The organism is Mangrovivirga cuniculi (assembly GCF_005166025.1).
In the GTDB taxonomy this organism is placed as follows: domain Bacteria; phylum Bacteroidota; class Bacteroidia; order Cytophagales; family Cyclobacteriaceae; genus Mangrovivirga; species Mangrovivirga cuniculi.
Genome location: NZ_CP028923.1, coordinates 3,348,025 through 3,363,289, shown reverse-complemented (window position 1 = coordinate 3,363,289; position 15,265 = coordinate 3,348,025). Strand labels below are relative to the sequence as shown.

The 15,265-nt window shown below is 37.2% G+C and carries 12 protein-coding genes; 7 read left to right on the top strand and 5 right to left on the bottom strand.

The window, feature by feature from the left end:
• Nucleotides 1–4: 4 nt before the first annotated feature.
• Nucleotides 5–2,290: an efflux RND transporter permease subunit gene (locus DCC35_RS14825; RefSeq protein ID WP_137091542.1), complete on the bottom strand. Its 2,286-nt coding sequence runs from the start codon at nucleotides 2,288–2,290 to the stop codon at nucleotides 5–7.
• A 119-nt stretch (nucleotides 2,291–2,409) separates the two neighbouring features.
• Here DCC35_RS14825 and DCC35_RS14820 point away from each other — a divergent pair, with 119 nt between their 5' ends.
• The 5 genes from DCC35_RS14820 (at nucleotide 2,410) to DCC35_RS14800 (ending at nucleotide 8,210) form a co-directional block, all read left to right on the top strand.
• Nucleotides 2,410–3,204, top strand: a complete 795-nt coding sequence (locus DCC35_RS14820) for a thymidylate synthase (protein ID WP_137091541.1) — start codon at nucleotides 2,410–2,412, stop codon at nucleotides 3,202–3,204.
• An 88-nt stretch (nucleotides 3,205–3,292) separates the two neighbouring features.
• Entirely contained in the window at nucleotides 3,293–4,579 is a 1,287-nt protein-coding gene (locus DCC35_RS14815) for an OmpA family protein (RefSeq protein WP_137091540.1), read from the top strand.
• A gap of 201 nt (nucleotides 4,580–4,780) precedes the next feature.
• Nucleotides 4,781–5,458, top strand: a complete 678-nt coding sequence (sdaAB, locus tag DCC35_RS14810; protein ID WP_137091539.1) for an L-serine ammonia-lyase, iron-sulfur-dependent subunit beta — start codon at nucleotides 4,781–4,783, stop codon at nucleotides 5,456–5,458.
• Nucleotides 5,459–5,478: 20 nt separating this feature from the next.
• The gene (locus tag DCC35_RS14805) at nucleotides 5,479–6,819 is read left to right on the top strand and encodes a TolC family protein (protein WP_137091538.1); all 1,341 of its coding nucleotides are present in this window, start codon (nucleotides 5,479–5,481) and stop codon (nucleotides 6,817–6,819) included.
• A gap of 5 nt (nucleotides 6,820–6,824) precedes the next feature.
• Nucleotides 6,825–8,210 carry an efflux RND transporter periplasmic adaptor subunit gene (locus tag DCC35_RS14800; RefSeq protein ID WP_137091537.1) on the top strand — a complete coding sequence of 462 codons (1,386 nt, stop codon included), beginning with the start codon at nucleotides 6,825–6,827 and terminating at the stop codon, nucleotides 8,208–8,210.
• A 92-nt stretch (nucleotides 8,211–8,302) separates the two neighbouring features.
• Here the strand turns inward: DCC35_RS14800 and DCC35_RS14795 are convergent, their stop codons facing one another.
• The 3 genes from DCC35_RS14795 to accC are packed head-to-tail and all read right to left on the bottom strand — an operon-like array spanning nucleotide 8,303 to nucleotide 11,665.
• Nucleotides 8,303–8,872 (bottom strand): Maf family protein, encoded by a 570-nt coding sequence (locus tag DCC35_RS14795; RefSeq protein ID WP_137091536.1) that lies wholly within the window; start codon nucleotides 8,870–8,872, stop codon nucleotides 8,303–8,305.
• Nucleotides 8,838–10,160 (bottom strand): DUF1015 domain-containing protein, encoded by a 1,323-nt coding sequence (locus DCC35_RS14790; protein WP_137091535.1) that lies wholly within the window; start codon nucleotides 10,158–10,160, stop codon nucleotides 8,838–8,840. Before DCC35_RS14790 ends, DCC35_RS14795 begins: the two co-directional genes overlap by 35 nt.
• Nucleotides 10,160–11,665: an acetyl-CoA carboxylase biotin carboxylase subunit gene (gene accC, locus DCC35_RS14785; protein WP_137091534.1), complete on the bottom strand. Its 1,506-nt coding sequence runs from the start codon at nucleotides 11,663–11,665 to the stop codon at nucleotides 10,160–10,162. The genes DCC35_RS14790 and accC overlap by 1 nt, the downstream gene beginning before the upstream one ends.
• A gap of 226 nt (nucleotides 11,666–11,891) precedes the next feature.
• On the opposite strand from accC, the gene DCC35_RS14780 reads away from it, so the two are divergent.
• Entirely contained in the window at nucleotides 11,892–13,142 is a 1,251-nt protein-coding gene (locus DCC35_RS14780; protein ID WP_175402832.1) for an aminotransferase class I/II-fold pyridoxal phosphate-dependent enzyme, read from the top strand.
• A gap of 105 nt (nucleotides 13,143–13,247) precedes the next feature.
• A complete protein-coding gene (locus DCC35_RS14775; protein ID WP_137091533.1) occupies nucleotides 13,248–13,424 on the top strand; it encodes a histone H1 in 177 nt (58 codons plus the stop codon).
• Nucleotides 13,425–14,554: 1,130 nt separating this feature from the next.
• Here DCC35_RS14775 and DCC35_RS14770 read toward each other — a convergent pair.
• Complete coding sequence (locus DCC35_RS14770; RefSeq protein ID WP_137091532.1) at nucleotides 14,555–15,091, bottom strand: KdsC family phosphatase; 537 nt, start codon at nucleotides 15,089–15,091, stop codon at nucleotides 14,555–14,557.
• Nucleotides 15,092–15,265: the final 174 nt, after the last annotated feature.

The following is a 15,265-nucleotide window of genomic DNA, read 5'->3' as shown; positions in this document are numbered from 1 at the left end:
GGCATTAAGACCTACTTTTTTTTATTTTTTTTCTGGAATCTTCATCATTGAAAATTAGTAAAATTAATACTGGTAATAGCGTCAGATCGATGATCATTGCAATAAGTAAAGTGATTCCAATGAGTAAGCCTGTATAAAAAGTTCCCCCAAAGTCAGATAGTAATAAACTAAGGAAACCTGTGATCAAAATTAATGATGTTAGAATAATGGCTTTACCGGTACTCAGGTATGCTCTTTTCAATGAGTAAAGAACACTTTTTCCTTCATCGAGCTCCAATTTGAATTTAGATAAAAAGTGAATGCTGTCATCTACTGCTATTCCAAATGCAATAGTAAAAATTATTCCGGTACTTAATCTGAGGTTAATTTCAAAGAATCCCATAATGGCAGCCATAAAAAGAAGTGGGATAAGGTTGGGTATCCATGTGATGATCACCATTTTCCAGCTTCTGAAAAGTAATGCCATTAATAAAGCGACAACTATTAACGCAATAGCCATCCCTTTAAGTACATTTCCGATGAGGAGGTTATTTGATTTATCTATGAGTATTGAAGTACCGGTAAGCCTGACATCAATTAAAGAAGTGTTAATCTCTTCTTCGACAAATTCTTTAAGGGCCATATTTTTTTGAGTGGTCAACTCGCTTCCAATATCTTTTATTTTAGCCGTAATCCTTCCATAGGAACCTGCACTGTCTAAAAGCATATCGAATCCACCGCGTTTCTCAATTGCATTAACTATTGGTTGAATCTGCTTCATTTCAGATTCAGTTTCTGGTATTCTGTAATAGTCAAAATTGCCCGAATGGTATGCCTGGTTAGCATTTTTGATTATGGTATTAACGGATAGAATATTTCCGGCATGGTATGCTGTGTCCAGATAGTTAGTGAGCTTTTCAATTTCTCCGAGAGTCTCTTTTTCCAAAAATGACTTATCACTTTTACTTTTTATTGCTATTTCAAGTGGTCGTACACCTCCAAAATTTTGATCAAAATAGACAAATGACTGTTTGAGTGGGTCTTGTTCCGGAAGGTCATCTATCAGAAAGGCATTAACCTTGATATTATAGGTTCCGATAATACATATTGAGGTTAAAAGTATCGATGAAAGAAGAATTGCTCTTCTGTTTTTAAAAACATATCGAAAACTTCTGCTCATAGTATTTAACCAGAACCTTTTATTCTTTTTATTATATGATTGTTTGGGTTTATCGGTGAATATGTAAAGGGAAGGCAGAACTAATAAAGTCACCATATAAGCCATAAAAACGCCAATACCTGTATAAACACCAAATTCTCTAATGGGTGCTATATTCAATGTATAAAGTGTGAAAAATCCTATAGCTGTTGTAAGGGAAGTCAGAAACGTAGCCAGCCCGATTTCTTTGACAGTTTTTAAAAGAGCTTTTAACTTTAATTTTCCATGCCTCAGCTCTTCGATATATTTATTTGAAAAATGAATAACATCAGACATTCCCACAACAAATAATATGGTCGGTAACATCACCATCAAGAGATCGAGTTTTTTGTCTGTTACAGTCATGAAGCCAATTGTCCATAGTACTGAAATGACCACAATCATTAGAGGGAAGATGATCCCTTTAAAACTTCTGAAGACCAGAAAAAGTATCAACGTAGTTAACACAATGGAAATGGATAAAAACAAGAGTAATTCCTTTTGCATTTTATCAACAAAAACAGGCTGGGCTTTAAGTTTTCCTGCCAGTCTATATTCCGGGAAATACTGTTTGGTCAGCGTTTCGATTCTTTGATAGAGTTCTCTGGAACCTTTTATATTGTCATTTATCGATTCATGGGTAATCAAAAGAGCCACAGAACCTTTTTCAATATTAGTTAAATCATAGTAGGGTTTTGGCTTTTCTTTTTTCCATCTTTTGATATCATTTTCATATTTCTCAGGATTATTCAAATGAAAATATGGTACCTGAACCAGGCCTAAGGGTGTTTTAACCGGCTTCCTGTATTCCAGCGGTGAGAGCACCTCATTGATCTCAGGTATATTTCTTAATGAATCAGCTAGAATATCAACTTTATTTAAAAATGAGCTATCCTGAAAATCTCCTGAAACTGAAATTAAGCCGAGGAGGAAATAGTCATTATCTTCTCCAAAAACTTCACGGTATTTATTGTAGTAAGTCAGGTCTGGATCTTTTTCGGGGAAAAATCTTTCAAAATCGTAATCAAACCCAACATCTTTAAGGCTGTAGGCAAAAAAGATGGTAAATAATAAAGCGGTAAACAGAAAATAACGAGCGAGCTTTTTATACATAAAGCAAAAAGATCAAAATTCGATTTTGTATTCAGGTATCAAGTTAATGTTATTCCGATATAATCTTATAAATTTGTATATTGTTTTGAAAATTATCATAGTAATTAAATAAGAGACTTATGGAGCAGTATCATGCTTTGATGGAGCGAATTCTCAACGAAGGTGTAGATAAAAGTGACAGGACAGGAACTGGTACCAGATCGGTATTTGGTCATCAAATGAGATTTGATCTGCAGGAAGGTTTTCCTGTAGTAACTACAAAAAAGCTTCATTTAAGGTCGATAATTCATGAGCTGCTTTGGTTTTTAAGCGGGGATACAAATATCAAATATCTCAAAGAAAACGGTGTGAGGATATGGGACGAATGGGCAGATGAAGATGGTGACCTCGGCCCGGTTTATGGTCATCAATGGAGAAGCTGGCCAACTCCGAATGGTGGAACTGTTGATCAGATCAGTCAGTTGGTAGATATGATCAAAAATAATCCGGATTCCAGAAGGTTAATAGTTAGCGCTTGGAACGTAAGTGATATTCAAAATATGGCTTTACCTCCATGCCATACTATGTTCCAATTTTACGTTGCTGATGGTAAATTATCCTGCCAGTTATACCAGCGTAGTGCAGATGTTTTTCTAGGCGTACCTTTCAATATTGCTTCTTATGCCTTACTTACTATGATGATGGCCCAGGTATGTGATCTCGTACCGCATGAGTTTATTCATACATTTGGCGATGCGCATTTGTATTCCAATCATTTCGATCAGGCAAAACTCCAACTTTCGCGAGACCACCGTCCATTACCGAAAATGAAGATCAATCCGGAAGTAAAGAATATCTTTGACTTCAAGTATGAGGACTTTAAACTAGTGGGTTATGACCCGCATCCTCATATAAAAGCTGCTGTGGCCGTATAATCAAAGTATAAAAAGGTAAAAAATCACACTTTATTTGCACTTTTTTAATAAAAGTGCGTATTTTTATCATATATCAACGATAGAAGGTATGATTTTTTACAGTTTTTCAATAGTGGAGCGAGGAAGAAGTATCATTTTTGGAGCAATATTTATACTGCTTACCATCTTTACCAGCTTAGACAGTCAGTCTCAGCCTTTACCTTATGACAGACCGATTCCTGAGCCTAATAAGAATCAAACTTTAGGGCCAGGGTATTATGTTGTTGTAGGAGCCTTCAGGCAACCTGAGAATGCCGTGACAATGATGACCTGGTTACGAAGACGGCTTATTAACTATAACTATGGATATGTTCCTGAGCGCGATCTTTTTTACATTTATGCATATCAACTGGAAAAAGAAAAACATGCAAAGCACCTTGTTAAGGATGTAAGAGAACGTTCATATTACGATGCCTGGGTCTATTCTCATAAATCTGAAGAGATACCGACAAGTGGAATTGAATATCAGCAGGTAGAGGAATACACAAATGAATATTATTCAGCAACGTCAAATAATAAGGAGGCTGATGAACAAGAGTATGAAATACCTGAGGGAGGAACAGAAATTTCCGAGGAACCTGAAGAAGAAATGTCCCTTGAGGAAAAAGCTGAAGAAGGTGAGTTATTTGTTCGGTTTATTACAGAAACGAAAGAAGGAAGCGAGCCGGTTGAAAGCACAATCTATGTTTATGGAGATATATTAGGTGAGGATGAGTTGATGAGAGTGAATTCTAATCAGGCAATTCCATTTGAGCTCTACAACTTTTCACAGGATGAAATTTTAACCAGGGTAAGTACCTTTGGATATAAATCTGTTGAAAAGAAAATTTATCCTGGTAACTTAAATAAGACTCTAGCAGAGACAGAGGCGGAGATCAACGAAGATACCTTGTATATGAAATATGATCTGGAAAGATATACTAAGGGTGATGTAGCTATAATGTATGCTGTATATTTTTACTCTGATGCGGCAATAATGAAAGCCCCTTCCAAAAAGCAATTAAATGAATTAATAAAATTGTTAAATGAAGAGGAGGACCTTGAGATTCAGATCAACGGTCATACAAATGGAGATTCATTTGGGAAAATTCAAACACTTAAGGATGATGATAATAAGTTTTTTGGTCTGACTGCGAATAATAAATCTTTCTTAGGTACAGCAAAACGATTGAGTGAAGAACGTGCCGAAATCATTAAGCGATACCTGGTTCATAATGGGATCGATCCATCAAGGATAACAACAAAAGGCTGGGGAGGTGATAAACCGTTGTATGACGAAGATTCCAAGGATGCTATAAATAACATGCGGGTTGAGATAGAAGTATTAAAAAATTAGGACATATAATAAGTTTATTCTGTTATAAAAGAGCAATCATCGATTGCTCTTTTTTTATTTTAGGTGGTCGGAAAAATCTGTATCAGTAAATTCGCACCTTTAATACTATCTTGATTTAAACGGTCTTTAAATAAAAAATAAACCACTCGTAAATAATCATAAGGTATTGTAGTCTTTACTTTTAAAATTTGATATAAGAAAATGGGAGAACGTAGTAGCATATTCGACATGATAGGACCTGTGATGATTGGTCCCAGCAGTTCACACACCGCAGGAGTAGTGCGAATAGGTCGTGCTGCAAATCGTGTTTTGGGAGGTATGCCCGAAGAGGCTGAAATAACATTTTATAATTCATTTGCCAGAACATACGAGGGACATGGAAGTGACAGAGCAATATTGGCAGGTATTATGGATTTTAAAACTGATGACGAACGAATTAAAAAGTCATTGGATATAGCCAAAGAAAACGGTTTGAAGTATAAGTTCAAATCAGTAGGCAATGCTTCTATCTATCATCCAAACACTGTAAAGCTTGTTTTGACAAGAAAGAGCAGAACAGTAGAAGTAATCGGAGAAAGTCTTGGGGGAGGCCTTATAAATATTTCTAAGGTTAACGGTTTTAGTGCGAATTTCAGTGTTAATCTCCATACACTTATACTTACAAATAACGATCAAAAAGGAAGCATAGCATTTATTTCGAATGTGCTTGCAAACGATGAATGTAACATTGCAACGATGTCGGTATCAAGGAAAGGCAGAAGTGACCTTGCCTGTATGGTGATCGAGATGGATTCACCTCTCAATCCGATATCGATTGAATATATAAGACACCTGAAATGGGTGCATGAAGTAGTTTATATACCAAATATCGACCTTTAAATAGGTGAACTTTTAATAATATGAAAAGGATACTTACCCTGTTATTTTTATTTTCTTTAACTGTAGCTGGTCGGGCTCAAAGCCAGTCTGATACGTTATGGACATTAGAGGAATGTATAGCATATGCAGTTCAAAACAATATAGATGTTCAGATATCCAGGCTTAATATTGCTGAGTCTGAGGCTTCTGTGAAAAATATCTGGTATGATAATCTTCCATCGCTAAGTATTGGTGGAAGTTATGGTTCACAATGGGGGCGTTCAATTGACCCGACTACTAACGAATTTACAACAGACCAGTTAAATACAGCGGGGGTAAGCGCAAATGCTCAATGGATAATCTATGCGGGCCTGCGCACTATGCGTAGTTATCAACAAAGCAAAACGAACCTACAGGTCAGTGAATATGATTATGAAAGAGCCAAAAATGAATTAAGTCTTAATGTGGCTAATTTATTTTTGAATGTGATTTTCAATAAAGAAATAGTAGAGTCTGCCGAAATTGTTCTGGAAAGTTCACAACAGCAGTATGAACGAACAAAAAGGATGGTTGAAGTAGGGTCTGTCGCCAAATCTGAAGAGCTCCAACTTGCTTCACAGGTGGCTACAAATGAATTGCAATTGATCCAGGCCCGAAATGATCTTCAATACAGTAAGTTATTATTGAAGCAGGCCTTGAGAATCGAAAGTGATGTGCCTTTTGATATTGTTGTTCCGGAACTGGATGCAGACAGATATCAAACAGCAATAGTGAATAAAAATGAGATCTACCAGGCTGCTGTTGATAGCCTTCCTGATCTTAGATCTGCTGAATTGTCTTTAGAATCAGCTGAATACGGTCTTAAAATTGCAAGAGGAGGACTTCATCCGACATTAAGCTTAAGTGCTAATTATGGTACTAACTTTTCAAGTAGCTTTCAGGATCAATTTCCGGAATTCGATTTTGGAAGACAGTTTGAAGAATTTAGAAATTATGCTGTAAGAGCGAGTATAAACATCCCGATATTTAGTAACTGGGATACCCGGTTTAATATTCAACGATCAAAAATAGCTAAAAACAGGGCTGAGTTAACTTATCAGAATGAACAATTAAGAATAAGACAGGAAATAGAGCAAGCATCGAATGATGTTGCGGCAGCACGATTAGCTTTTGATGCAGCAGAGAAGGCAAGAGCAGCTGCAGAGGAAGCATATAGAATGGCACAAAATCAGGCATCAGCGGGAGCAATCAATGCGGTAGACCTGGCAATAGCACAAAGCAATTATGTTCAGGCTCAAAATGACCTGACAAGAAATAAATACGACTACATTTTTAAACTCAAAGTCCTGGATTATTACCAGGGTAAAAGGATTGAACTTTAATAGATATGGCAAAGCGCACTAACAACAAAACACTGATAATCAGGTTACTGGTACTACTGGTTGTCGTGATAGGAGTAGTTATTCTCCTAAAGAAATTTAATGTCATCGGTGGACCTGATGCTGAAAAAGTAGAAGTTTCTGATGCTGAACAAAGAACTATTACTCAACGAGTAGGAGCTACAGGGGTAGTTCAACCTGTAACGGAAATAAAAATAAGCCCTGAAGTTTCAGGAGAGATTATCGAACTACACGTGATTGAAGGTCAAAAAGTGAAAAAAGGTGATCTCCTGGCTGAATTACGTAGAGATAATTTTGAGTTAGCACTTAACCGTACCGTAGCCAATCTTAATCAACAAAGAGCTAGTTTAAAGGCTTCTGAATCAAATATGATTAAAGCCAAGGCTAATCTCGATCGCGCTAAGCAGGATTACGAAAGAAATAAAAAGTTATATGATCAGCAGGTGATTTCAGATGCAGAATGGCAAAATGCGGAAAATAGTTACCAGGCTGCTGTCCAGGATTATGAGGCTGCACAAAAAAATGTAGAAGCTGCACGGTATAATGTGGCAAGTTTTCAGGCTACAGTTAGTGATGCACGTGAAAACCTTAGTCTTACCAAGATCTTTGCTCCACAAGATGGTACTATTTCTAAGTTAAGTGTTGAAGAAGGAGAAACTGTCGTAGGTACTAATCAGATGGCAGGTACCGAAATGATGATCCTTGCCAATCTCAATAATATGGAGGTCAGGGTAGATGTGAATGAAAATGATATTATTAGAATATCTAAAAATGATACAGTTGAAATAGAGGTTGATGCATATTCTCACCTGGACAGAATGTTTAATGGTGTGGTAACTCAGATTGCGAATACAGCAAAAGAAAAAGTGAGTGCTGATGCTGTGACAGAATTTGAAGTGAGGATTTTGATCCTTAATGAATCTTATGATGATTTACCGGTAGAAGCTGAAGGATTGTCTCCATTCAGGCCTGGTATGACCGCATCCGTTGAAATCATTACTGAAACGGTAAATGATGCATTAAGTATTCCGATCGCTGCAGTAACTACACGAAGTGATAAGCCAAAATATGGCAAGAAAAAGGAAGAAGAAAAGGAAAGCAAGAAAGAGGAAGAAGAAAAAGAAAAGTCTAAAAAAATAGAAGAGATCGTTTTTGTCTATGATGAAACTACCAATGAGGTTTCCAAACGTCAGGTAGAAACGGGCATTAGCGACTTCGAGTTTATCCAGGTAACAAAGGGCCTGAAGAAGGGAGAGAAAGTAGTAAGCGGCCCATTTATTGCTGTGTCTAAGAATCTTGAAGATGGAGACCTGGTAGCGGTAAGCAATAAAGGTGGAAAGGATGATAAAAATTTAGCAAAGGTGGATGAATAATTGATAGATATAAAGATTGATCATCTTTTGGAAGCCTTGCGTTGATTTTCGCAAGGCTTTTTTTATGCTGAATATTTCTTGCTATTTCAGTTTTATTTAAATTCACTGAGAATTTCGTAGATGAGATGTACCGGAAACCCAACCACATTAAAATAACTACCTTCGATTTTTTCTACACCAACCATTCCTATCCATTCCTGAATTCCATAGGCTCCTGCTTTATCAAATGGTTCGTAATTATCGATGTAATAATGAATCTCATCATCAGATAACTCTTTAAACCAGACAGAAGTAACTGATGAGGCAGAAATTCTTTTATCTTTATCTTTTAAACAAATTCCGCTCACCACATAATGCTTTTTTCCGGATAGTAGCCGAAGCATTTCTATAGCGTGTTTTTTATCAGAAGGCTTTTCCAGAATTTCCCCTTCAAGTATTACTACCGTATCACCAGTGAGAACTACCTCTTCATTATTTACCTCAGAGATGGCATCGGCTTTTTTATTGGCCAGAAACTCAGGAACCAGAAACGGATCCAGATCCGCTGGATAAGACTCATCGATATCTGTGGGTTTGATAATAACTTTCAACCCCAGGTCTTCGATGAGTTGTTTCCTCCTTGGTGATCTAGAAGCTAATACGAGGGGTCGTGTAAAATTCATTTTCTTTTAATGAGCCGAATAAAAAACCACTGACTGTTTTAGGGTAAAAATATGTTGACTTTTGTGGGAGTGTATATCCACTATAACATACTTTTTTTACATCTTCCACAGAAAGTTCCTGAGTGATTAATGCGCATTGAGCTTGACCCGTAGTGACGGAATTGATACAGGAAGTGAAATTTCTTTCGAATGTGATGTTTGGACTTTTTCTTTGTTCCTTTCCGGGGATACCGAGAACTTTTTCAATAAAGAAATAATGCAGAACGGTGAGATCCAGTTTTTTTACGATATCAGGGAATTTCCATTCGATTTTATCTATCATTTCAGGTTTTAACCTGATTTTTACGGTCTGATTTTTGAAAACGAGGCCAAATGCCCAGGGCTTTCCGAGGATTACCTCACCAATATCAAATGCATTATCTACTGGTTTAATGATAAACCATTCGGCCGCTTTTTCAAGAATTTCTTCCTTATCAAAACTTTGCAAACCACTAATCAACCGATGGGTTGGGAGTATCCTTAAATCATCTGACTCTATGTTAGTTAGATACATCATGTGGAAATTATAAGGTTCACTACCATCATGATTTGGATTTTCTGCCTTTCTCTTTTTGTAGTAAGATAAAGCGCCTTCATACCGATGATGACCATCTGCCAGGATAACCGCACGAGTTTTTAAAACTTCCACAAATTTTTTAATGATATCATAATCGTGAATTACCCCAAGCACATCTTTAACACCCTGGTAATCTTCAGTTTCAGCAATTGGATGCTGGATAGCTTCATCCATATATTTTTCCAGTTGATACTCCTTATCTGAGTACAATCCGTGTGTAGGACTGGCCTGTATTTCTGTGGCTTCCAGCAATTCGATCCGGTCATTTACTGCATCGGGAATCGTGTTTTCATGCCTTAGAATTGCATCGGGGCTATTGATGTTTTCTTTGTCATCCCAGTCATAAATCCTGATATTACAAATAAAGCCTTTTCGTACGTATTCCTTATTTTCTCCGTGCAGTTTGAAGTATTGATAATAAACATAGATTCCCGGAACAGTATCCAGTTTAATCACTTCCTCTGCTTTCCACTCATTTAATTTCTTAAGTGCATTAGCTGCAGGGTTCGGTCCTAAAGGAACCGAAAGGTGAATACTATTATACGGATTTTTATATAGCTGTTCTCTTTGTGCTTTAGAAACAACGTCAAACAAAGGAGCACTTAAATCTTCAAGATCAGCAGCCTTTGCATCATTGTATCTCCAGGCACGGATAGGAAGTATGTCTGCCATTAAAACTGTTGGTTTCTTTTTCTCCAGGGACTAATCGTATTTCCGTTTTGGCCGGCTGTCTTTTCAGTCGATTTCTTTTTATTTTCGTTCATGATCTTTGCTGCGAAAGCTGATGCAAGTTCGATCTCCTCATCAGTCAACTCACTTTCAAGGACATCCGGGGTATAATGATTATCGATGAATTTTGTATCGAAATTACCTGACGTGAAAGCATCGTGTTTTAATACGTATTTACAGAATCCAAGTGTAGTTTCAATACCAGTGATATTGTATTCATCAATTGCCCTGATCATTCGTTCAATGGCTTTCTCCCTGTCTGCAGCATGAGTGACTAGTTTAGCGATCATTGGATCATAATAGATCGGAATATCCATGCCTTCTTCAAACCCATCGTCTACACGAACACCGGGACCCTGGGGCCTTCTGTACGACTTAAGCTTTCCAATGTCAGGAAGGAAGTTGTTTTTCGGATCCTCAGCATACACCCTTACTTCAAGAGAATGTCCATTAATAGAAAGATCTTCCTGTTTAAATGGTAGTTCGTTACCTTCTGCTATCCTTACCTGTTCTTTAACCAGGTCAATTCCTGTGATCATTTCTGTCACCGGATGCTCAACCTGGAGACGAGTGTTCATTTCCAGGAAATAGAAATTTAATTTATCATCAACAATGAACTCTACAGTTCCTGCTCCGAAGTAATTACATGCCTTGGCAACTCCTATGGCTGCCTGGCCCATTTTTTCTCTTATTTCAGGGGTAAGGACTGCTGAAGGAGCCTCTTCTATGACTTTTTGGTGTCTTCGCTGGATCGAACATTCCCGTTCGAAGAGGTGGACAATATTTCCATGTGTATCACCCAGTATCTGTATCTCGATATGGCGAGGCGAAGTGATGAATTTTTCAATAAAAACAGAACCATCGCCAAAGGCAGAAGTAGCTTCGCTAACCGCAAGTTTCATTTGAGATTCAAAATCATCTGCAGACTCAACGATTCTCATTCCTTTACCACCACCACCGGCACTGGCTTTAATTAGGATAGGATATCCGATGTCTTCAGCTTTTTTCTTAGCTTCTTCTACATCAGTAATAGCATCTTTTGTTCCCGGCACTAATGGGATGTCAAATTTTGTAACTGCATTTTTTGCAGAGATTTTATCACCCATTACCTCAATTGATTCTGGAGACGGGCCAATAAAGATGATTCCAGCACTATTGACACTTCTTGCGAAATTGGCATTTTCAGAAAGGAAACCATACCCCGGATGTATTGCGTCAACTTTCAGGTCTTTACAAACTTCAATGATCTTGTCTCCTAATAAATAAGACTGATTGGATGGAGGAGGCCCGAGTAAAACAGCTTCATCAGCTTCTCTTACGTGAAGAGCGTTTCTGTCAGCTTCTGAATAAATAGCTACTGTTTTTACATCAATTTCCTTAAGAGAACGGATAATTCTAAGGGCGATTTCCCCGCGATTTGCAATTAGTACTTTATTTATCTTTTTCATACAGGTGTAACTGGGTCAATATGTTAAGTGAAAACCCTAATAGATGAATATCGTTAAGGTTTACGGTTATAAAGTAAAATAAATGAGCTTTTGATAAAGCATATGCTAATTAACGAAATTTTGTTAATCTATCCCCAAAAGCACTAAAATATGGGGGCAATTTTTGGTTTACGGATGTGTTTTACTAATTTTGAAGCTTGATTTAACAATCTAAATATAAATAGCTGTGGATCTATTTGAGAAATTACTGGCTGACATGGGGCCTCTAGGAAGGCACGGGCAGAGAAGTGAGGGATATTATATGTTCCCGAAATTGGAAGGAGAGATTGCGCCACGTATGCGCTTTCAGGGTAAAGAAGTTTTGACCTGGAGTTTGAACAACTACTTAGGTCTTGCTAATCATCCTGAAGTAAGAAAAGCTGATGCTGAAGCAGCTCAGGAGTGGGGCCTTGCTTATCCAATGGGAGCCCGAATGATGTCAGGAAATACTAAGCACCATGAAGAACTTGAAGAGCAACTAGCTGATTTCATTAAGAAGGAAGCTGTTATGTTGTTAAACTTCGGATACCAGGGTGTACTATCAATTATTGATGCTGTTGTAGATAGAAAAGACGTTATTGTATATGATGCGGAAAGCCATGCTTGTATTTTAGATGGTGTTCGTCTTCATATGGGGAAACGATTTGTTTACAAGCACAATGATATGGAGAGTCTGGAGACTCAACTTAATCGCGCTACTAAATTAGTGAATGAAACCGGAGGAGGAATCCTTGTTATTACTGAAGGTGTTTTCGGTATGTCAGGTAATTGTGGTGCGTTAAAAGAAATAGCAGATCTTAAAAAGAAATACGATTTCAGATTATTTGTCGATGATGCCCATGGTTTTGGGACGATGGGTGAAACAGGTGCCGGAGTAGGAGAGATGATGGGTGTTCAGGATGAAATCGACCTTTATTTCTCAACATTCGCAAAATCAATGGCGAGTATCGGTGCTTTCGTAGCAGGTAATAAAGATATAATTAACTTTTTAAGATATAATACAAGATCTCAGATCTTTGCTAAGTCATTACCAATGCCATTGGTGATCGGAGCAAAGAAAAGACTTGAATTATTAAGAACAAGACCAGAATTAAAAGAAAATCTCTGGAAGATCGTTGATGCATTGCAAGGTGGTCTTAAAGAGAGAGGGTTTAATATAGGTACTACTCAATCACCGGTTACTCCTGTAATTCTAAAAGGTGGATTACCAGATGCAACAGGGTTAACTCATGATATGAGAGAGAATTTTAAGATTTTCTGCTCTGTGGTAGTATATCCGGTAGTTCCAAAAGATGTGATAATGCTTAGGATTATCCCTACAGCAGCACATACACTGGATGATGTGGAGAAAACTATCGCTGCATTCGAAGCGGTAAAATCCAAAATTGACTCCGGAGAGTACCATCAGATCAAAGAATTTGCCGAGTTTAATTCTTAATTTCAAAAAAAACGGCTTTTTCCTTGATTTCAGGCAGAATTCAGCTATATTGCCCACTGTAAATCATTAATTAATTGTTTTATCAACAACCTTAAACAAAAGAAAATGAAAAGATACGAGCAACTTTTAGACTTGGTTCAATCGTTAGAAGGAGACTTTGAGAAATTCTATGACAAAAGCAATCAAGCGGCTGGAACTAGAGTTAGAAAAGGAATGCAGGAATTAAAGAATTTAGCTCAAGAAATTAGAGTAGAAGTTCAGGACATCAAAAACAAAGCGTAATCGTTTTGATGCATTCAAAGATATAAGGCGACCATTTGGTCGCCTTTTTTGTTGCATAATTTTAAATGTAGTTACTGATTTCATTAGATCACCTTGCCTGTGGAGACACAGCCAAGCTGTGGCAGTATTTTGAATTGAAGAGAGATTTTTCCTGCTGCTTCAATAGAATCATCATATCACATCAACCTCTGATTTCAGGTGTCCTCACCTGAAATGTAAACACAGCCTCTGATTTCATGTGTCTCCACATGAAATGTCAACATGAAAAAGGCTTCAGAATTGCAAATTCCAAAGAGCATTAAAGAATTATGTAATCTCAGTTAATTTAGGAATCTTCATAATTAAAAGCAGCTGATCGACATTTGCAATGTCGTGCTTTTATCATAGGATTTGTAATCCGAATCGATAGATCACCTTGCCTGTGTAGACACAGTCAAACATAGGCAGTATTTTGAATTGAAGAGAGATACTCCCTGCCATTTCAATAGAATCATCATATCACATCAGCCTCTGATTTCAGGTGTCCTCACCTGAAATGTGAAAGTAGACCTTTTTTTCGGCGATACAATCGCCAACCTCACACATCCTCGTTGCAAACGAGGACGATAACAGCTTTTATTTTTTTAGCAATTCTTTATATGAATGTGCATATTTTAATCTGTCGAATAGAGATTCATCAATTATAGATGATACAATCTATAAAATGCCCCATCGCCCTTGTTTAGCGCAGCGTAACGAGGGTGGATTGAGAACAGCGTTTGTAACGCTGAAAGTAGGAACTTCGAATGAATCAGGGTAATCTCATAAAGGAAAGCAGCTGTTAGACATTTGCAATGTGTAACTGCTATTAAAAGATCTGTGATCTGAATCGATAGATCACCTTGCCTGTGAGGACACAGTCAAGCATAGGCAGTATTTTGAATTGAAGAGGGATATTTTCCTGCTGCTTCAATAGAATTATCATATCATATCAGCCTCTGATTTCAGGTGTCCTCACCTGAAATGTATAAAAGCAGTCTCTGGTTTCAAATGTTCCTGCCTTCTAAATCATCTTGCCTGTGGAGACACAGTCAAGCATAGGCAAGTAAACCGGATCTTCACACTCTCACCCTCACTCTCAAATCTGTTCCTTACTCTCCTTTAGTCGCCATTCGATCTAAAATATCGTGAAGTTTGCCCTGGCTGAGCAAGATCAGGTCAGCTACTTCTCTCAATACGCCGTATCCTCCTTTAGTCTCACATCTGTAATCCACATACTTATCCATATAAGATGGTGCATCTGCTGGGGTAGCTGAAAGCCCGACCATAGTTAGTATAGGCAGATCGATCACATCATCACCAATAAAGCAAACTTCATCATCTGAGGCCTTGTGATCAAGCTTGATTTTTTTATAAATATCCAGTTTATTTTTGGCTCCATGAGAGTGAAAGTCCAGCTTCAATTCATCACATCTGTTTTTCACTACTTTAGAATTTCTCCCGGTAATTGCACCGACTGTGATATTAGATTCTTTTAAAAATCGGATTATTTGCCCGTCTCTAACATGGAATCGTTTATACTCCATTCCATCATTATCATAAATAATCCCACCATCAGTCAGTACGCCATCAACATCAAATAGTACAACTTTTATTTTTCTTGCCTTAGAGTAAATCGAATTATTCATTTTTTATTGTTTTGATAGAAAATAAGTAGTTTAACTCTTTATAAAAATCAATACACTTTTTTATGATGTATTAAATGAATATTTTGTGATACTTATCAAAGAGTTTGTAAAAGCAAAATAAGATTTTTTTGTTTTTTGTTAATTCTTACGCAATTTAATGAGGGACCAAAGAAC